Below are 19,294 nucleotides of genomic sequence, written 5' to 3'. Positions count from 1 at the left end.
GCTATCCCCTGCATGCTTACGCACCGCAGGGGATTCTTTTTTAACGCAGTTTGATTCCTCTAACTTTTATTGTTTTAACTACATTTGTGTAAAAACAATATTCTATGAAAAAGAGCCTTCTTGCCCTTGTGGCAATAGTAATAGCATCATGCGCGTCTAAAACAGAGTATGCCGCATCGCCGGATAAATACCCTGCCAACCCCGAAAAGGGCATTGCCATAGGTACCTTAACCTTTGAGGGCGATACACCGGTGAATGAAATATACCGCTTCTTCTATGAGCCCACAGGTAACGATAAAACGTTTAAAAAGAAAAATGCCGGTAAAATAATAATCAATACGCCGCACAAATCGGGCGCAGGGTGGAATGGTGATTTTGGCAACAAAAAAACCTATCTGGTAATTATAGAGCGTGAACCCGGAACATACGCTTTTAACAGGTACAGTTACCTAAACCGCCTCGGCCCTACAGGTGAAGTGAGCTACAGTAAAGACTTTGCAATACCGTTTGAGATTAAAAAAGGCAGTGTAACGTATTTCGGCGAGCTAAACTACGTGGACAAGGCTGTTAAAGGAACACCAAGGATTTTTGTAGCCGATTATATGGAGCGCGACATGAAGGAATTTGAAAAAAAATATCCGGAACTTAAGGGTAAAAAAGTAGAAAATAACACTCCTAAGGCCGGAAATACCGGTGAGGGTACGGTTGATTTCAGGTTTTAATGGGCTAACCAAAACGTTTTTAACGCTTTATAACCAGAAGATAATTTTTACTAAATATTTGTTAAAACAACATTTGTATTTGCTAATTATACCATAAAAACCGCATTATTTTAAGAAATTTTAATTGAAATATATGCTAAATTTTAACATTTAATTCATTAATTAGTGTAATAAAAAACGGTCATAAATGTTAATTTTTCAAAATTTAACATTTTTAAAAAACCAAGTTACAGTCAAAAGTGTAATTTTATCATAACCTAAAATAGAAGCTTATGACTAAAATTACATTTGACACCATGCGTGAATTTATTGTAGAAAATGAATTAACAGACAGCGTGGCCATCGCACTGCACCCGGACAGTTTTGATGAACTGGTAATGGATTATCTTGATGTAAACGGACTGCTGCTTCAGCGCCCTTTTGAAATCCTTGGGATAGAGATTGTACAGGATCCTACGGGTGGCGTAGCAAAAAATGAAGTAAAATTACTGGATGTAGCATAACTGCTACTCCCCAAAAAAGTAAAATCCCGTAACGGTTTGCGTTACGGGATTTTTATATTTTTAAAACTACTGGATTACTTATTTAAGCGCTTCGGTAAGCTGCTCTATAGTTACACTATTCTGTTCGCCAGTAACAAGATTTTTAAGCGTGTACAGATTTGCTTCTACCTCAGCGTCACCCGCCATTACAGCATACGGTATGGCACGTTTATCGGCATGCTGAAACTGTTTGGCTATTTTTGCAGCATCAGGATACAACTCTGCCTTTATACCGGCTTTTCTTAAAGTGGTAATGGTACGCTGTGCATAAAGCGCTTCTTTATTACCAAAGTTAATAAACAATACTTTAGTACCCTCAGTGACCGTTTCAGGGAACAAGCCTAGCTCTTCTACCACCAGGTAAATACGGTCTAACCCAAAAGATATACCTACGCCACTCATGTTTTTTAGCCCAAAGATTCCGGTAAGGTCGTCATAGCGTCCACCACCACCTATAGACCCCATGGCAACACCTTTAGGCGCAGCTACTTCAAAAATGGCACCGGTATAGTAATTAAGTCCACGCGCAAGGGTAACGTCTAGGTCCAGTATGGCTGTGCCCAAACCAAGTTCTGACACGTTGCTACAAATAAAACGGAGCTCCTCTACACCTTTCATCCCTTCTTCAGATGAAGAAAGCAATACCGCCAGTTTTTCTATTTTCTCTGTGATAGTTCCGGTAAAATTAAATAGCGGCTGTACTTTTTCAATCGCAGCTGCGGTAATGCCTTTGGCTTCCATTTCGGCTTTTACACCTGCTTCCCCTATCTTATCAAGCTTATCAAGCGCTACGGTAAAATCAATCAGCTTATCTTTCGCGCCTATAACCTCGGCAATGCCGCTAAGTATTTTACGGTTATTTATCTTAATGGTTACCCCATGTAATCCCAGGGCGGTAAAAACGGCATCATACAGCTGTACAAGTTCTACCTCCTGCCATAATGATGTACTCCCTACCACGTCTGCATCGCACTGATAAAACTCGCGGAAACGCCCTTTTTGCGGGTTATCTGCCCTCCACACCGGCTGTACCTGGTAGCGTTTAAACGGAAACGTAATTTCATTCTGGTGCTGTACCACGTAGCGCGCAAACGGCACGGTAAGGTCATAACGCAGGGCTTTTTCAGAAATTTTAGCAGTAAATTTATTAAGGTCTACCAGCTGTTCTTTAGATATAGTTTCGGCAGAATTAGCCAATAGCTCGTTTAGCGAAGCCGGCAACTCTATGCCTTTTTTATCGTAAAAATAATTACCGCTGTTCAGTATCTTAAAAATAAGCCTGTCACCTTCCTCGCCGTATTTTCCCATCAGGGTATCTGAGTTTTCAAACGAAGGGGTTTCTATCGGCTGAAAGCCAAACAGTTCAAAATGTCGTTTAATTACCGACATGATGTACTGACGCTTAGCCACCTCTGCAGGTGAAAAATCTCTTGTTCCCTTAGGGATTCCGGGTTTTGCCATGGTATAAAATTTTGGTGCAAATATAGCCATTTCCGTATTTAGATTCCAGTTTTTACCCTACAGGGTGTAACATCCGCAGCATAAGTGCGACAAACCTGTGTACAACTGTGTATATATTTAGCATTAACTATCAATCAGGCACCGCAATATGTTTAACCTTTTCAGGGAAAATACCAAAATAGCACTAGACTCCATTAGGGGGCAAAAGCTGCGTACTACGCTTACCGTTTTTATAATAAGCCTGGGTGTATGGGCACTGGTAGGTATACTTGCGGCAGTTGCTGTACTGGAGAACAGTATAGCCAACAGTTTTGCAGGCATGGGAGCTAATACCTTTTCTATAAGCCGGTACGATAACAGCAACCGTGTGGGAAGGCAAAACGATGCCGAAAGCCGGGAAAATCCTATAATTACCTATCCGCAGGCAAAGGCTTTTCAGGACCGGTTTACGTTTCCGGGGGCTAAAACATCGCTTTCGTTTACCGCAGCGGGTAATGCAGAGGTAAAATATGCCGACAAAAAATCAGACCCGGAAATCACCGTAGTGGGTGCCGATGAATATTTTTTACCTAACTCAGGGTTAGAAATTACCTCGGGCAGAAACTTTACAAATTTTGACATTACAAACAACAATTACGTTTGTGTTATAGGCGCCGACTTTGAAAAAGGAATTCTTAAAGACGTTAACCCTATAGGGCAAACCATTTCGGTACGTGGCGCACGCTTTAAAGTTATAGGTGTGCTTAAAGCCCGAGGTTCTACCTTTGGTAACAGGCAGGATTTAAACTTGTTTATTCCTATTCAGATAGCGCGTTCAATGTTTACCGCTGCTAATATAGATTACACTATAAAAGTAAGCCTTACCAATCAGGACTTTTTAGAAGGCGCTGTGGGCGAAGCCACCCTGACAATGCGTCGCATTCGTAAATTAAGCCCTACTGCAGACACTAACTTTGGTATAGAACGCAGCGACGAACTGCTTGAAAACATGCGCTCTCAAACCGCTACACTTGGCGCCGCAGCATGGGTTATAGGAGTTATAACGGTATTTGGATCTTCGGTAGCCCTTATGAATATTATGCTGGTATCTGTAACAGAACGCACCCGCGAAATCGGGGTAAGAAAATCCCTGGGTGCCAAAAAGACGATCATAGCCATGCAGTTTTTTACCGAAACACTGGTTATTTGTTTCTTTGGGGGCTTATTGGGGCTTATACTGGGGCTGCTTACGGGTTACGGTGTATCTTTATTGTTCAGCATGGCGTTCCCTATGCCATGGCTGGCTACAATAGCTGCCCTGGGTACGGTTATTATTGTTACAATAGTTTCAGGGCTGCTTCCCGCAATTAAGGCTGCAAAATTAGACCCTGTAGAAGCGTTACGCTACGAATAATTTTAGTCGCAGTTTTCAGTCTCAGTAGGAAGTAACTGAAAACTGTGATCATATACTATTACTGGAAACTGTAACTGCGACTGAAAACTTATAAAGTACAGCTAATCATTCGGTCGTTTCCAAAAAGGTCTTTACGCAGAATAACGTTTGTAAACCCTATTTCTTCAAGAAGGGTTACGGTTTCTGCACCCAGGTATTGGTTGATTTCAAAGTACAACTTACCGCCCGGTGTAAGGTAATCAAGGGCTAGGTGTGCTATTTTCCGGTAAAATATAAGCGGATCTGAATCTTCAACAAATAATGCAAGGTGTGGTTCGTATTGAAGTACATTTGGTTTTATCTCTGCTTTTTCCAGATTACGCACATAAGGCGGGTTAGACACAATAACCTCGTACTGCTGCGGCAGTGTACTTGCCTGGAGTATATCGGTTAAAATAAAGTTTACACTTACCTCGTTGGCTTGAGCGTTCTCTTTTGCAACCGCAAGTGCATTGGCAGACACGTCTATTGTAGTTACTGCTGCCTGGGTAATATGTTTTGCAAGTGTAATGGGTATACAGCCAGATCCGGTACCTATATCCAGCACATTAAATGCAGGGCGCTTGTTGTTTTCATGAATTATCCATTCTACAAGCTCCTCTGTTTCCGGGCGTGGAATCAACGTATCTTCGTTTACTTTAAACTCAAGTCCATAAAAATGAGCCTTACCAAAAATGTACTGTATGGGTTGTTGCTGTTCCAGGCTGTTTAATACTGCTTTCCACCGCAGTTCATCGGTTGCTGTAATCTTAGCTTCAGGATGCATAAGGTAATCCATACGCCTCCATCCTGCCAGCTCCTCAAGGGTAATGTAAAAGAAGCGCTCTGCTTCGCCGGCATCTACTACGGGCACCAGCGTAGCCAAAAATAGATCTTTGTACTGCTTTAACGTCATAATGCTATGTTTTAAAGTGTCTTTATCATCCAGACCGGGCAAGAGCTGTGGCCCGTATTGCCCAATGGCGCATCCAGATATTCAAACCCGGATTTTGTATACAGTGCCTGTGCATCTTCCATAAACGGAAGTGTTTCCAGGTAAATTTTTTCGAATCCAAATTCCCTGGCAGCCTCCAGGCAGGCTTGCATTAACGCTTTACCTACACCTTTGCCCCTTGCACTCGGCATACTGTACATTTTTTGCAGTTCGCATACTCCCTGTGGACCGTTATCTAATGGCGCCACACCGGCACCGGCTACTACCGCGCCATTAAGTTCGGCCACAAAATACACCGTGTTATCTGCCTGATACACCGTACTCATATCGTTAAGCTGAGGATCAGCATAGGCAGTACCTACCTTTGGCGCATTAAGCTCATCAAAAACCCCTCTAATTATGGCAGCCAAAGCGGCATTGTCTTTAGGCTTAATTTTACGTATATGTATTTCTTGCATAAGGCAAAAATACGCTTTTGTTACGATTGCCGTATTTTAAAACGCAAAACCAGTAACTTTACCTTTTTATTTTTAGCATGAACCACGAAACGTACATGAAACGCTGCCTTGAACTTGCCGAAAACGGCATGCGTGCAGCAATGCCTAATCCCAGCGTAGGCGCCATATTGGTGCACAAAAACCGTATTATAGGCGAAGGGCATACATCGGCCTACGGCGGCCCGCACAGCGAGGTTAATTGTATAAACTCGGTACGCCCAGAAGACCGGCACCTGATTTCACAAAGTACGCTGTATGTAAGCCTGGAGCCCTGCAGCCATTACGGTAAAACGCCGCCGTGCTGCGACCTGATTATAGCGCATAGCATACCTAAGGTTGTTGTGGGTACTACAGACCCGCACGAAAAAGTGGCCGGTATGGGAATTAAAAAACTAAGGGAAGCGGGCAAAGAAGTAACTGTGGGCGTATTAGAAGCAGCGTGCAGGGAAAGTAACCGTCGTTTTTTTACATTTCATGAAAAGAAACGACCTTACATAATACTGAAATGGGCAAGCAGCGCAGACGGCTTTTTAAGTCCGGAAAAAAGGGATAAAATAGAGCCTGTATGGATAACAAATACATATTCCCGACAGTTGGTTCATAAATGGCGTAGCGAAGAAATGGCCATACTGGCCGGTACGCAGACCGTGCTGGACGACAATCCATCTTTAGACGTAAGAAACTGGGCTGGACCCTCGCCTACCCGGATAATACTGGACAAATCAGGCAAGATAAACGACAGCTTTAAAGTTAAAGACCAAAAAATCAATACAATAGTTTTGACTGAGCAAAAAGATTTTACTACCTTAGACAAACTGTTGTATGAGCAAACCGATTATGAAGGCAACATGCCCCAGGCTGTTGCCAATTTATTGTACCGACACAACCTGCTCTCTGTAATGGTAGAGGGAGGCAGTAAAACGTTGCAAAGTTTTATAAATGCAGGCCTTTGGGACGAGGCGCGTATATTTACGGGTACTACTGTATTTGGTACCGGTGTGCCCTCCCCAAAAATTTCGGGCAAGCTGGTTGCAAAACAACGAATCCTTGATGACGAACTTCAAATATTGAGGAATTATGGTACAGGCAATAATATTTGACCTTGGCGATGTTTTTTTAAATAAAAACCCTTACGCCAAAAACCAGGCCCTTGCTAACCTTGGCCTAACGAGCTGGAATAACCACCTTACAGCCCTGGAACAAAGATTTGAAACAGGAGCAGTAAACCGGACAGACTTTGTAAAGACATTACAGGGGTATACAAAAAATGCTTCTGAAATTGAAGTTATAGATGCCTGGAATGCCAGCATAGGCGATTTTCCGCTGGAACGTCTTGAGTTTTTACAAAACCTGTCTAATTCTTACAGGCTTTTTTTACTTAGCAATACAGACCCTATACATATAGATAAGTTTGAAGAAGATGCCGGTATTAGCTTCTACGGCGATTTTTACCGGTGTTTTGAAAAAGTATATTACTCGCATGAAACGGGTGTGCGCAAGCCCGATACAGCTGCGTTTAGTATGCTGGCAAAGAACCATGGCCTGCAACCAAAACGTACTTTAGTAGTAGACGACAAAAAAATAAACACCTCCGCCGCAGAAGCACTGGGTTTTAAAACATGGACACTGGAAAAAGAAACACAGGACGTTACAGAGCTTTTTGAACGCAGGATTGTGACACTTGAAAAAGCTCCATAAATTACTTTAACTGCTATGGTAATGACAGCCGGCAATTGCGTATTTTTGCAGAAAATTTTTAACCGATGAAATTTAAACACAGGCTTGCCTACTACCTTTTTGGGCTTACACTTGGCGGTTTCCTTGTTACAATGATATTTAACAAGCGTGGACAGGATTTTTGCTACCTGCCGAATTGCCGCGTACTTAAAAATATCCGCGAAAAAGGTATTTATATAGGTGACGACGCCAAGAAAGCACTAACCCAGGGATGGGTAAACCAAAAGGATATAGATAACACACTGCTTTACGGCGATGTAAATTTTGACAGTAGCAATAAACCGGTTAAAGGTGGCAAATTATACATAATAGAAGGCAAAAATGCTAATCTTGAACCCATTACACTTGAAGTAGTGAACTCTGACACAAAAGCGACTTTAGTCAACGTAAAAAAAATGTAATTTTTTTATTGCTTTAGCTTGCAGATATTAAAAACTGTGCTATCTTTGCACTCGCAATACGGAACTAACCACAGCAACGTAAAGCGATAGATAGGGGCGATTAGCTCAGCTGGTTCAGAGCACCTCGTTTACACCGAGGGGGTCGGGGGTTCGAACCCCTCATCGCCCACCACTACAAGGCTTTATTTTAGAATAAAGTTAGTTAAATCACAGAAAACCTGCACTTTACGAAGTTGCAGGTTTTTTTATTTTACCCTCCTGCACGATCAAAATTTACAAAAATGCCCATAATTTGTGGCACTTTTTGTGGCACCAAAGAAAATTTTGAAAATGTGCCACAAAATATGATGTAACACTTTGATTGTCAACCGGTAAACCTGCTTAACGACTTGATTTACAGACGCTATAATTCTAATTTTATTAATTTTTAAAATGTTGAATTATGTTAGCAACAAGTTTTGGGTTAACCTTCTTTCTGAAGACCCCGCGAAAAGAGACAAACGACAGGTTAATCTATCTTAGGATTACTGTCGACGGAGTACCAAAAGAAACCTCTACCCGCCGCCGGTGGGATGCCACCCGATGGGATCAGTCCAAGGAGCGCGCGACCGGTAACAAAGAAGATGCACGAACGGTGAACTTCTTTCTGGAAACCCTTGAGATGAAAATCCAGCAGTACCGTACAGACTTAATGTATGCCGGTAAGCCTGTGACCAGCGAGAAGCTTATGGACTATGTGATGGGCAAAGCTGCATCACAAAGCAAAATTGTACAGGAATTCCAAAAACACAATGACGAATTATTAGCCTTAGTCGAAAGAGGCGAATATGCTATTGGTACGCACGTACGTTTTGAGGTAGCTAAGAAGCACCTTAAGGAATACCTGCGCTTTAAGTACAATATGGAAGATATGGATTTCCGCGAACTCAACTTTGAGTTTGTAAAGGATTATGAGTTTTACCTGAAGACAGTTAAGAACATCAGCCATAATACGGCCGTAAAATACATTACCAACTTCAAGAAGATTGTATTACTCGCCATAGATAAAGAGATTATCACGGCCGATCCTTTTAAGCGTTTTAAGGCAAAGAAAATTAAGGTTCCTAAAAAGCCATTGAGCAGCTACGAACTTGCCCAATTGGAAAATCACACCTTTTCTACCCCACGCCTTTCTACCGTGCGGGATATTTTCGTATTCCAGTGCTATACCGGGCTGGCCTATATTGATGCGTTTAACTTGAAGAAATCCGATATTAAATTCGGGATTGACGGCGAGATGTGGATTATTACCGAAAGGCAGAAAACCGGAAGCAATATTAATATCCCACTTTTACCGAAAGCCAAAGCGATTATGGAACGCTACAAAGACCATAAGCTTTGCCTGGAACGTAATTCTGTGCTTCCGGTAACTTCCAACCAAAAGATGAATGCCTACCTGAAGGAAATAGCTGACCTGTGCGGCATTGAAAGTACTTTTAACAACCATAAGGCCAGACGAACCTTCGGAAGCACCGTAACGCTCAATAATGATGTACCTATTCATGTGGTGAAAGAACTGTTGGGACACCAGTCAGTAAAGCAAACCGAAGAGTATGCTATAACCGAACAGCAATCTGTTGGAAGGGAAATGAAGCAGTTGCAAATGAGGCTGAGCAGTAAGGAAACCACACCTCAACCACCATCACCGGATATCATATCCAAAATGCAGCAGGAAATACAGGAGTTAAAAGAACTGCTTGCACTGTCTCACGGAACTACCCATCTTAAAAAAGTTTAAATCATGGAAGATAATTTTATAGAAATAGTTCAAATCATAAAACAGTCACGCTCAAATGCGATTAAAGCTGTAAATGCGGAATTAATAAACTTATACTGGAATGTGGGTATGTACATCAGTAATAAATTAAAACTTTCTGATTGGGGAGATAAAACTGTTGCTGACTTATCAGAGTATATCCAACGTAACAATCCGGAAATTAAAGGATTCAGCCGAAGAGGCTTGTACAGGATGATTCAATTTTACGAAACGTATTCGAAAGACTACCGTCTCTTTGTGTTGGATAAATCATTAAATACTGAAAATCAACCATCTGTGATTGTGCCAACAGTGTTGACACAATTTAAACCGGCAGATATTAAAGGTAGTATGCTCTCAAAAATCAGTTGGTCACACCACATGGCGATATTCTCCCGATGTAAAGTAATGGAAGAACGTAAATATTACATAACACTTTGCATTCAGGAAAACTACAGCTTTCGAGAACTTGAACGGCAGATATCAGCAAGCTTGTTTGAACGGGCGATGACAAGCGAAAATCCTAAATCCGTTATACCGAAAAATTCTAAAACAGATATCCAAGATGTGTTTAAAGACAGCTATGTTTTTGACTTTCTAAATTTGCCGGACTCACACAGTGAAAGCGAACTGCAAAAAGGATTGCTCAACCGCATGAAGGATTTCATCCTGGAATTAGGCAGAGATTTTATTTTTATCGGCGAAGAATATAAACTAATGGTCGGGAACAGTGATTTTCACATTGACTTATTGTTTTATCATCGGGGTTTACAATGCTTGGTTGCTTTTGAGTTGAAAGCTGGTAAATTTAAACCGGAGCATATCGGGCAACTTAATTTCTATCTCGAAGCATTGGATAGAGACGTAAAGAAAGAACATGAAAACCCAAGTATTGGTATCTTGCTTTGTAAAGATAAGGATAATCAGGTAGTAGAATACGCCTTAAGCAGAAGCCTTTCCCCTACAATGGTTGCCGAATATCGCACACAACTTCCTGACAAGGAACTGTTGCAACAAAAGTTCAGCGATATTTTTGAAGATGAAGACGAACCAAATAGCAATCAAGATTAAAACTAAAAGCGTTACCAATACGGTAACGCTTTTTTTATATTTGTTTTTTAAATCAAAATAGATGTTACGATTAATCAGAACCGAACAACAGCATGAAGATACTCTCGCACGTATTTACGAACTGATGCAACTTGACTTGCACCCAGATAGTGAAGAATCGGACGAATTGGAAATTCTTTCGATGCTCTTAAAAAAAATATGAGGACGAGCATTATCCCATTCCCGAGCCCACCCCTCTTGAAGCAATAAAATACAGGATGGAGCAACTGAATATCTCTGATGCGGAACTCTCTGAAATCTTAGGTGCACGTTCACGAAAATCTAAAATTCTGTCCGGCAAGAGAAAGCTTAGCCTTTCCATGATACGTGCCTTAAAAGAACGGCTGAATATATCTGCGGATATATTAATACAACTTTACTGAAATACACTGAACCTCTAAAAATAAAATGACGTAATTGTCGCCGCAGTGATGCGACTGTTATATTTTTATAATTGTGCCATCACTGATGGCACAATTATAAAAATATGTTTTACAGCATTTTAAATTTATTTTTCGGAACCTCTATCCTGTCTTATTTTCTCCCGGTGTTGCATCCCCCAGCGGGTCATAGCACCTACAACTTCTTCTAAGGTATGGCTGTAGGGTAACAGCTGATATTCAATCGTAACCGGATATCCCACATCTACCTTTTTAACAATAAATCCATTCATTTCAAGTTCCTTAAGTTCACTTGATAGTACACGCGCAGATATGCCTTTAACCTGTTTTTGGATTTCAGTAAAGCGATTGTTACCCCTTGCTATAGCTATGATAATCATTAGCTTCCATTTTCCACCTATGGCATAAAGCGCATCGCTTACGGCCATTAACGTTTTGTGGCATTCGTCAGTAAACTCCTTGTTTACCTCACCCGGATTATTATCTCTTTTCATTCTCGGTTCATTTTAATTAGCTCCTAACCTTTAGGCAACAACTAATAAATTGTAAGCGAATATAAAATAATTTTGACAATCGATAAACGAAATATTGATCAGTATTTATACTTCCCAAAAAACTTTTTAATATAAAAAATAGAAAATTATGACACTTGAATTTTTAGAAACAAAAGACCAATTACGAAAACTAATTGATGACTATGCTACGCTGGGAGACCAGAAGAAAATAGCGGAACAAATGAATTTATTTGCAGATGAAATTGTTTATAAAGCATTTATGGGAGGCACTTTAGTATCACAAGCAGCGGGTAAAGACCAAATGGAAAAGGAGTTTAACGGTCATGCCTCATTTGTCAAAACCTACTTTACCCTAAATGGGCAGCATGAAATTACCATTGACGGTAATACAGCTACAGGTGTTTCCTTCTCACAAATAAAAATGATAAGGGAAGTAGATGGCAAAGATATACTTACCGATTACAGCGTCAGATACGATGACAGCTATGTTTTTCAAAATGGCAGGTGGCTTATACATGCGCGTGAAGGACATTTCTTAATTGTTGAAGAACGCTCCTTATCGAAATAGTCTTTAGAGTGAGCCAATGAGTAATGCTGTATGAGCTTTTCAGAAAAGAATCTATACTTTGGAATCAGTATCTTTGTGCTAAATCATCCTGTAAATATTTATGAACCAGGCAATAGAAGATAAGTTAAAAACAATAAGTTACTCAGGGATTTTCCTGTCGTGTTTCTCAGAACAGAGTGAAAAGTGTATCCATTCCACTCCGGAACACGTGTTGTTATATCTGTATTCCGGTGAACAAATCATTGAATACGGAAACAGGAAATATGTGATTAAACCCGGTGAATGTGTGCTAATACGCCGCGACCACCGCCTTTTGATGTACAAGAATAGTACTAACGAAGAACTATACAAAGGGATTTCTCTTACCTTTAGCAGGAACATACTAAGGGAATTTTACAGTAAACTCAACAAATCAGAGTTGCCTATTGATGTAACCGCCACTGATGAAGTCGTTTTCAAGGTGGCTCCCCGTGCCGATGTAACGAGTTTGTTTCAGTCATTAACCCCTTACTTTGATGAAGAGGTAAAGCCTACAGAAGGTGTAGTGCATTTGAAACTGCTTGAAGGTATTTATGCGCTTTTAAACAACAACGAAGCATTTTACCCAATATTATTTGACTTTACAGAACCCTGGAAAATAGATATTTTAGAGTTCCTGAATGAATATTTCCGTGATGACCTGAGTATGGCACAAATCGCAGCTTACACAGGGCGTAGCCTTGCTACATTCAAAAGGGATTTCAAGAAAATCAGTACCCTTAGCCCACAGAAATGGCTTATAAAAAGACGTTTGGAAGAAGCGTATGAAAAGCTTAAAGGAGGCCATAAAGTCCAGGACGTTTATATAGAAGTAGGTTTTAAAAATCCTTCCCATTTTTCAACCGCTTTCAAAAAACAGTATGGTATACCTCCCACTGAAGTATAATGAAAATGAGCTTCTGAGAAAAGCTATTTGAGCCCTGCAGTAAAGCCACTGCGGGGCTCTCTTTTTAATTTTGTCTTATCAATAAGTAGGACAAAAACGAAGGTTATGAGTAGCGATATTTTTGAACGATTATACAAGGGAGATACCATTTCGGCAGATGACGGCCAGATGGATTTGCTTCGGGAGGCTTCCTATGCCACTAAAAAATTAGTGTTGGAAATGAACCGTTCTTCAGACCCCGCTGAAATAAGAAACCTGCTGAGCCGGATAACCGGTACCGAAATACACGAAAGCACTGCCGTATTTACACCACTCCACATTAACTATGGCAAGCATACCAAAATAGGCAAAAACGTCTTTATAAACTTCGATTGCATTTTTCTGGATTTAGGAGGGATTACCATAGAGGACAACGTACAGATAGCCCCCAGGGTAAGTTTGCTTTCAGAAGGGCATCCGCTATCACCGCAGGACAGACATGCCCTTGTACCCGGGCAAATAACCATCAAAAAGAATGCGTGGATTGGTGCGGCTGCTACCATACTCCCTGGTGTAACAATAGGTGAAAATGCAGTAGTTGCAGCCGGTGCCGTAGTCACTAAAGATGTACCGAATAATGCAGTAGTAGCAGGCATCCCTGCAAAAATTATTAAAACAATTTAAATAGTAATAAAATGAAAAAGACAATAATTACAGCAATCTTATCCCTTTTTATGTTAGGGGTTAGTGCTCAAAACCAGAAAAAAGAAATGAAACAGTTAGACACAACAGACCATTACACCTTTCAGTTGAGCGATAAGGTAACACGCCAAAAAGTAACCTTTAAAAACAGGTTCGGAATAACGCTTACGGGTGACTTGTATATTCCTAAGAATAGTGGAACTGCATCGCTCGCAGCTATTGCCATTAGCGGACCTTATGGAGCAGTGAAGGAACAGTCATCAGGCTTGTACGCGAACCAATTAGCCCAACGTGGATTTATAACCCTTGCATTCGACCCTTCTTACACAGGCGAAAGCGGTGGCGAACCCCGTAATATTTCATCGCCCGATATAAATACCGAAGATTTCAGTGCCGCAGTAGATTTTTTGGGGTTACAGAAAAACATTGACCGAAATAAAATTGGCATTATTGGGATATGCGGATTTGGTGGGTATGCGCTGAATGCAGCAGCACCCGACAAACGGATCAAAGCGGTTGCCACCGCTACAATGTATGATATATCAAGAGGTACAGCAAACGGTTACTATGATAAAAAGACACTGGAAGAACGTACAAAAGAATACATACAGATAGGCGAACAACGCTGGAAAGATGCAGAAAAAGGAACGACGGCTTATGGTGCTACAGGACTAGCAAACGCGCCGGAAAATGCACCTCAATTTGTGAAAGAATATGCGGCGTATTACAGAACAAACAGAGGATTTCATCCCCGTTCGCTCAACTCCAATGCCTCGTGGTCATTGACCAACGCTGTGACCAATATGAATGCACCAATTCTGCATTACATAAAGGAGATTTCGCCAAGGCCTGTGTTAATCATTGCAGGCGAAAAAGCACACTCACGCTATTTCAGCGAAACGGCTTATGAAGCAGCGGCGGAGCCCAAAGAATTAGTAGTTATACCCAATGCAGTCCACACTGATTTGTATGACCAGGTAGATAAAATCCCTTTTGATAAACTGGAAACATTTTTTAAAGAGAATTTGAAATAATTGACTATTTATAAAAACGAAAAAGAGTCAATCCCAGAGTAAGTTATTGGCCGCGATATTGGATTTCTACTAATTGTTGCCTCAGTGCGGCAACAATTATAAGTCATTATTTTACAGTGTATTTAATTTGTCTCATCACCGATGAGACAAATTAAATACACTGTAATAAAAACTCGCACCATCAGTGCGAGTTTTTAATTATAGATTATCTGTTTTGGAATAACAGCTCAACCTCACTTCTATACCCCGGATGGTAGCAGGGTGTATAACGGATATACCCCATAACCTGAAGTTCCTTAAAGTATTTATGGTATGTTGGTAAAGTCTTTATATGCGAAAGCGCCATAATCTTACTACGACTGACCCTAATGAATTTTGACTGCTTCTGCCTGTACCCCAAATGGAGAATAGCACTCAGCAAAGCAAAATGCCAGACGTTAAGCCCGGCATCTCTCTCAAAGAACCTGATGTAATGCTGAAATTCATGTAGTTCCATAACCAGGCTCTTTATCGTTAAACAACCCCATTATATCAGCTTTGCTGTAATAATAAGAACCCAGTACCTTTTTAAACCGCACTTTGCCGGTTATCCTCAGGTTCTGTAAAGAACCTGCCGACATATCCAACAGCTTACGCACCACTCGGCTTTTAAGCCATTCAGGGTGTAAATCGTTTTTCTCCCCCGCATCCGATTGGATTAATTTTCTTACCTCACCAATAATCAGCAGCCCAAACTGCCTCAAATCATCTTTTGTTACTTGCTCTTCCATACCTCATTATTTATCCTGTTCGACATCGAGCAACCAATAAATGGTTAATGCATAAAGGTACGACAGCATTTTCAAACGATCCTAATCGAAATTCAGCGGGGATCGGAGGAGATGTGTGTGGTGTTTTAATCGTCTTTTTGTTGCTTCAACTTTAAATGCAACGCATAGCATTCATCCAATATCATGGTCTCTTCCATTGGCATTAACTGGAGTGCAATTTCAAGTACAGAAGAAATAGTTAAATTAGATGCTGTATCCTCTTCACCTAATGCAGCAACACAAACTTTCATTATATCCCTTACAGTAAGCATAAGGTCATTATATCCTGAAAAGTTAAGTTGTACTCCGAAGCCCTCCCTTCTTGGACGTTCCCAAAACACATTGAATTGGCTGGCATTTTTAATTTTTTCGGCGAAGTCTATTGCTTCTTTGATTTTATCATTTTCCATAGCTTATAAAATTAGGTGTGATTTATAGAGTTCATCAAGTTTGGCAAAAGCCAGTTGTTTTAGTTCCAAAAAGCAATCCTTACAGCGCAATTCCAGTTCATTACTGTCTTCAATAGCGTATTGGTTTACGACCTTGTAACGTATCATATCCGGGTTAGCGGATAGCAACAGGTACAATGAATTATCATCTTCCTGACGGAAATACAATGAAAAATCTTTACCAGTAATAAATTGCATCAGCGCAAACAGATGCCCAATGTTTACACGGTTTGGCCTGTACCCAAGGAATAGTTCTATAAAACCAAGGCAGCTGTTAACGATAGCCTGATGCAGCAGTGTATTTTTCAGCAGTGCATCATCGGGATTGATAAGTGATTTAGCTGTATTAAGATGGCTCTCTGCCAGCAGGGCGCGGTTACGCCAGTAGTTAACCGAATACTCCAAATCCCTTTCAAACGGCTGATCGGTAATGTTTAGAATACTACCAACCTGAAAACCGTTAACCGTAAGTTTGTTGAAGAACCAACGGTCGCTATCGCGTTTTTTAGACATCGACTGTTTACGGTGTACCAGCACTGTAACCTTATGCTTTTTACCAAAGGCTTCCCTTACTTTGGCTTCAATCATTGCAGCGGGGTTGTCTTTCGGCTCGAGAGTATAAACCAACAGATAAAAGTGATAACTGGGGTTGAAGTAATTAGACTTCGTTTTTTTAATTTCAGTATTAAACAGTTTGTAGCCAAAGCAGAATACCGCCCTTGTCTTGATGTACCCTGTAATAATTCCGTTTATTTGGTGTAGTAATTGGCCCGCAAAATAATCTTCAGGTAACTTTTGTTCAAGAATGCTAAGTCCAGCAGTTTCAGTTTGGTGTAACGTTTTAAGTTTTGCCTTGTAATCCACATACAACTTATTGTACAGGCTTCGCGCTTCTCCATAGAACTGACGCACCTTTTTGTTAGCTTCTTTCAACGTATCAATATTGACTTCTAATTCTGATTTAGATAGAATAGCGCTTCGCGAGGCATTCAGGAATTCCAGTAAAATTTTCCCTTCATCGGTATTTGGATTGATAATTTCATCAAGGGATGGCGCAAAATCTGCAACCCACCTGTACTGGCCAAATAAATCCTGACCACCTTTAAGCCCCTCTCCATGTAATTCCGATATCATCATGTATATAAACCGCAAGCCCTGATGCAGTGCATAGGAGGCTTCAAGGTGGCTTTCATTCTGCATATAATCGCTATACAAACGCAGGTACGCATCAATGGCGTAAATCATTTCGCCTGTGCGTTTTCTGAGGCGGTAAGTGTAATATTTTGTCTTGAGTTTTACAGGGTAGAAAACCTTTGCTTCGGGCAGGCAGTACACAAGTTTTTCGGCATTGCAGTGCATTATAAAATAAGGAAAACCTTTTTTATAAGCATGTTCTACCCAATGCCCGCTAAAATACTTAAACACAATATTGGGGTGGTCATCTGCCAGTTTACTATCATGCAGCGCATCGTCGTCCTGGGCATTACTATCGCTCATGATAACTGACACAAGTGTTTTGTGTGCCAGCGGTGAAACATACACTGCATCGATGTGCAGGAAACTGACCAAATGGTTTACGGCCTCTGCCAGTTCATTGTGATTGGGAAAGGCCTGCGGGATTTTAATTTCATACTTCATAAACTCCATTTTTGCTGTGAAACATCAGTGAAAAAGCTTATTTTTGCTTATACACAGCAAGTAACTACCTCATGGTAGCGTACCGAACCACAACGGGTTGTATCATACCAGTTACGGTTTGTGTTTTACCAACTGAATATTTCTTACAGAATTTTGAATACCTTTGAGTTATGAGCACAGCAACTAAAAACCACATAGGAAGAAAGATTAGCCGCATACGTGAACTACGCGATATTAAACAGGAAGCACTAGCCCAGGCTTTGGGTATAAGCCAACAAGCTGTTTCCGCTATTGAAAACAGTGAAACGGTTGAAGATGCTAAACTGGAAGAAATCGCGAAGGCACTGGGAGTGACTGTTGAGGGTATCAAGAATTTCTCTGAAGAAACAATACTTAATATTATCTCTAATACATTTACTAGTAATGATAGTTCAACTATCAATGCGATAAACATTCAACCGACTTTTAATCCAGTAGATAAAATAGTTGAACTTTACGAAAGGCTGTTACAGGCAGAAAAAGATAAAGTTGCTTATATGGAGAAATTGGTAAACAAGAACTAAAATATTATTTATACATGCCCACACTAAGTTCCATGAATATACCAACACCCAGGTCATGGGATGAATTTGAAGAATTAACTTTAGATGCATGCAAAATCAAATGGCAAAACCCCGATCTTCAAAGAAATGGTAGACAAGGACAAAGTCAAAATGGAGTAGATTTTTTTGGGTCAAATCACCTGTTCGATTTAATAGGAGTACAGTGTAAAAATTATAAGAGTAAATTAAATATAAATCTTATACGTAACGAAATAATTAAAGCTGAGTCTTTCTTGCCAAATTTAAAGATGTACTATTTTGCCTGTACAGATCGCTCAGATTCTTTGTTACAGTACGAAATTAGAGTTCTATCTCATGAAAGGACTAGGCAAAACAAGTTTCCTGTCATGATTCTTTTTTGGGATGATATCGTTCAAGAAATAATCAAAGATAAGACCATCTTTAAAAAACATTATCCACAACTAGATCTAAAACTTGACAATAACGTTCAAGACATAAATTTATACTGTATTCTAGATTTAACCTATTTGACTTCTAATCTTGAGTTTTACAATGAAATGGTTTTTGGGGAGTTTGGAGCTTTAGCTGGTGAAGACCCCCTACAAATCAATTCAGTATTACTCAAAATGAAATATGCAGCAAGTACAGTTTTACGGTCAGATGATTACAAAATAGTATCTAAACTTATAGATGATTATATAGACTATCTTTTTCCAAAAACAGAGAGAATAGATAAATTTTCATGGTCTAAAGCTAACCGTATTTCAAGTGAATTCTCGAACATTATATTAGGGCTTCAATATCAATTAGATAAAAGACAATTGGCAATTTACAATATTGCTAAAATATTAAGTAGATGGAATATTTGGGAAACGAATAGCAATGAAGAATTATGGGACGATGAAAATTGGGATAAACTAATAAAATTCATAGCGATTTTAGAATCCTCTGAAGTGCTAAATTTAATTTATAATCTTAAATCCCAATATGAAAATGGTGACCATTGGGTAAGATTAGATTTTCCTCATAAAGTTTATAACGAAATCAGACTAGCTGTAATGTATATATGATTTGTATGAT

General features: G+C 40.1%; 22 protein-coding genes and 1 tRNA gene. 16 read left to right on the top strand and 7 right to left on the bottom strand.

Annotated features, from left to right (window positions below; all coding sequences use genetic code 11):
- The first annotated feature begins 104 nt into the window (after nt 1-104).
- Nucleotides 105-722 (top strand): hypothetical protein, encoded by a 618-nt coding sequence (locus ACLI08_RS08085; protein WP_411427964.1) that lies wholly within the window; start codon nt 105-107, stop codon nt 720-722.
- Nucleotides 723-994: 272 nt separating this feature from the next.
- Nucleotides 995-1,225 (top strand): hypothetical protein, encoded by a 231-nt coding sequence (locus tag ACLI08_RS08080; protein WP_411427963.1) that lies wholly within the window; start codon nt 995-997, stop codon nt 1,223-1,225.
- A 78-nt stretch (nt 1,226-1,303) separates the two neighbouring features.
- Here ACLI08_RS08080 and hisS read toward each other — a convergent pair whose 3' ends face one another.
- Nucleotides 1,304-2,725, bottom strand: a complete 1,422-nt coding sequence (hisS, locus tag ACLI08_RS08075) for a histidine--tRNA ligase (protein WP_411427962.1) — start codon at nt 2,723-2,725, stop codon at nt 1,304-1,306.
- Between the two features lie 148 nt (nt 2,726-2,873).
- On the opposite strand from hisS, the gene ACLI08_RS08070 reads away from it, so the two are divergent.
- Nucleotides 2,874-4,118: an ABC transporter permease gene (locus ACLI08_RS08070; RefSeq protein WP_411427961.1), complete on the top strand. Its 1,245-nt coding sequence runs from the start codon at nt 2,874-2,876 to the stop codon at nt 4,116-4,118.
- 88 nt (nt 4,119-4,206) lie between these two features.
- On the opposite strand, the gene prmC is transcribed toward ACLI08_RS08070, so the two are convergent.
- Both prmC and ACLI08_RS08060 read right to left on the bottom strand, forming a co-directional pair.
- Nucleotides 4,207-5,052: a peptide chain release factor N(5)-glutamine methyltransferase gene (gene prmC, locus ACLI08_RS08065; RefSeq protein WP_411427960.1), complete on the bottom strand. Its 846-nt coding sequence runs from the start codon at nt 5,050-5,052 to the stop codon at nt 4,207-4,209.
- 11 nt (nt 5,053-5,063) lie between these two features.
- Nucleotides 5,064-5,549, bottom strand: a complete 486-nt coding sequence (locus ACLI08_RS08060; protein ID WP_411427959.1) for a GNAT family N-acetyltransferase — start codon at nt 5,547-5,549, stop codon at nt 5,064-5,066.
- Nucleotides 5,550-5,626: 77 nt separating this feature from the next.
- On the opposite strand from ACLI08_RS08060, the gene ribD reads away from it, so the two are divergent.
- The 7 genes from ribD (at nt 5,627) to ACLI08_RS08025 (ending at nt 11,014) form a co-directional block, all read left to right on the top strand.
- Complete coding sequence (ribD, locus tag ACLI08_RS08055) at nt 5,627-6,688, top strand: bifunctional diaminohydroxyphosphoribosylaminopyrimidine deaminase/5-amino-6-(5-phosphoribosylamino)uracil reductase RibD (protein WP_411427958.1); 1,062 nt, start codon at nt 5,627-5,629, stop codon at nt 6,686-6,688.
- Entirely contained in the window at nt 6,666-7,286 is a 621-nt protein-coding gene (locus tag ACLI08_RS08050) for an HAD family hydrolase (protein WP_411427957.1), read from the top strand. Before ribD ends, ACLI08_RS08050 begins: the two co-directional genes overlap by 23 nt.
- 65 nt (nt 7,287-7,351) lie before the next feature.
- Nucleotides 7,352-7,726 (top strand): DUF4258 domain-containing protein, encoded by a 375-nt coding sequence (locus ACLI08_RS08045; RefSeq protein ID WP_411427956.1) that lies wholly within the window; start codon nt 7,352-7,354, stop codon nt 7,724-7,726.
- 94 nt (nt 7,727-7,820) lie between these two features.
- Nucleotides 7,821-7,898, top strand: a tRNA-Val gene (locus tag ACLI08_RS08040).
- Between the two features lie 270 nt (nt 7,899-8,168).
- Nucleotides 8,169-9,503 (top strand): site-specific integrase, encoded by a 1,335-nt coding sequence (locus ACLI08_RS08035; RefSeq protein ID WP_411427955.1) that lies wholly within the window; start codon nt 8,169-8,171, stop codon nt 9,501-9,503.
- Between the two features lie 3 nt (nt 9,504-9,506).
- The gene (locus ACLI08_RS08030; RefSeq protein ID WP_411427954.1) at nt 9,507-10,592 is read left to right on the top strand and encodes a PDDEXK nuclease domain-containing protein; all 1,086 of its coding nucleotides are present in this window, start codon (nt 9,507-9,509) and stop codon (nt 10,590-10,592) included.
- Between the two features lie 257 nt (nt 10,593-10,849).
- Nucleotides 10,850-11,014, top strand: a complete 165-nt coding sequence (locus ACLI08_RS08025) for a helix-turn-helix domain-containing protein (protein ID WP_411427953.1) — start codon at nt 10,850-10,852, stop codon at nt 11,012-11,014.
- 125 nt (nt 11,015-11,139) lie between these two features.
- Here the strand turns inward: ACLI08_RS08025 and ACLI08_RS08020 are convergent, their stop codons facing one another.
- Complete coding sequence (locus tag ACLI08_RS08020) at nt 11,140-11,526, bottom strand: winged helix-turn-helix transcriptional regulator (RefSeq protein WP_411427952.1); 387 nt, start codon at nt 11,524-11,526, stop codon at nt 11,140-11,142.
- Nucleotides 11,527-11,674: 148 nt separating this feature from the next.
- On the opposite strand from ACLI08_RS08020, the gene ACLI08_RS08015 reads away from it, so the two are divergent.
- The 4 genes from ACLI08_RS08015 to ACLI08_RS08000 all read left to right on the top strand — a co-directional run bounded on the left by ACLI08_RS08015 (nt 11,675) and on the right by ACLI08_RS08000 (nt 14,755).
- Nucleotides 11,675-12,115, top strand: a complete 441-nt coding sequence (locus ACLI08_RS08015; protein ID WP_411427951.1) for a nuclear transport factor 2 family protein — start codon at nt 11,675-11,677, stop codon at nt 12,113-12,115.
- A gap of 100 nt (nt 12,116-12,215) precedes the next feature.
- Nucleotides 12,216-13,040, top strand: coding sequence for an AraC family transcriptional regulator (locus ACLI08_RS08010; protein ID WP_411427950.1), 825 nt, complete (start codon nt 12,216-12,218; stop codon nt 13,038-13,040).
- Between the two features lie 105 nt (nt 13,041-13,145).
- Entirely contained in the window at nt 13,146-13,703 is a 558-nt protein-coding gene (locus ACLI08_RS08005) for a DapH/DapD/GlmU-related protein (protein WP_411427949.1), read from the top strand.
- A gap of 86 nt (nt 13,704-13,789) precedes the next feature.
- Nucleotides 13,790-14,755 carry an alpha/beta hydrolase gene (locus tag ACLI08_RS08000; RefSeq protein WP_411427948.1) on the top strand — a complete coding sequence of 322 codons (966 nt, stop codon included), beginning with the start codon at nt 13,790-13,792 and terminating at the stop codon, nt 14,753-14,755.
- 482 nt (nt 14,756-15,237) lie between these two features.
- Here ACLI08_RS08000 and ACLI08_RS07995 read toward each other — a convergent pair whose 3' ends face one another.
- The 3 genes from ACLI08_RS07995 to ACLI08_RS07985 form a co-directional block, all read right to left on the bottom strand.
- The gene (locus tag ACLI08_RS07995) at nt 15,238-15,525 is read right to left on the bottom strand and encodes a DNA-binding protein (protein WP_411427947.1); all 288 of its coding nucleotides are present in this window, start codon (nt 15,523-15,525) and stop codon (nt 15,238-15,240) included.
- Between the two features lie 125 nt (nt 15,526-15,650).
- Complete coding sequence (locus tag ACLI08_RS07990; RefSeq protein ID WP_411427946.1) at nt 15,651-15,974, bottom strand: hypothetical protein; 324 nt, start codon at nt 15,972-15,974, stop codon at nt 15,651-15,653.
- 3 nt (nt 15,975-15,977) lie between these two features.
- Nucleotides 15,978-17,651, bottom strand: a complete 1,674-nt coding sequence (locus ACLI08_RS07985) for a hypothetical protein (protein ID WP_411427945.1) — start codon at nt 17,649-17,651, stop codon at nt 15,978-15,980.
- Between the two features lie 170 nt (nt 17,652-17,821).
- Here ACLI08_RS07985 and ACLI08_RS07980 point away from each other — a divergent pair, with 170 nt between their 5' ends.
- Together ACLI08_RS07980 and ACLI08_RS07975 are read left to right on the top strand one after the other, a co-directional pair.
- On the top strand, nt 17,822-18,214 hold the full coding sequence (locus ACLI08_RS07980) for a helix-turn-helix domain-containing protein (RefSeq protein ID WP_411427944.1): 393 nt from the start codon (nt 17,822-17,824) through the stop codon (nt 18,212-18,214).
- A gap of 32 nt (nt 18,215-18,246) precedes the next feature.
- Nucleotides 18,247-19,284: a hypothetical protein gene (locus ACLI08_RS07975; RefSeq protein WP_411427943.1), complete on the top strand. Its 1,038-nt coding sequence runs from the start codon at nt 18,247-18,249 to the stop codon at nt 19,282-19,284.
- Nucleotides 19,285-19,294 lie beyond the last annotated feature (10 nt).

It is taken from the genome of Flavobacterium sp. RNTU_13 (assembly GCF_046614455.1).
In the GTDB taxonomy this organism is placed as follows: Bacteria; Bacteroidota; Bacteroidia; order Flavobacteriales; family Flavobacteriaceae; genus Flavobacterium.
The sequence above is the reverse complement of the archived record's forward strand: the minus strand, read 5'-3'. Positions and strand labels throughout refer to the sequence as shown.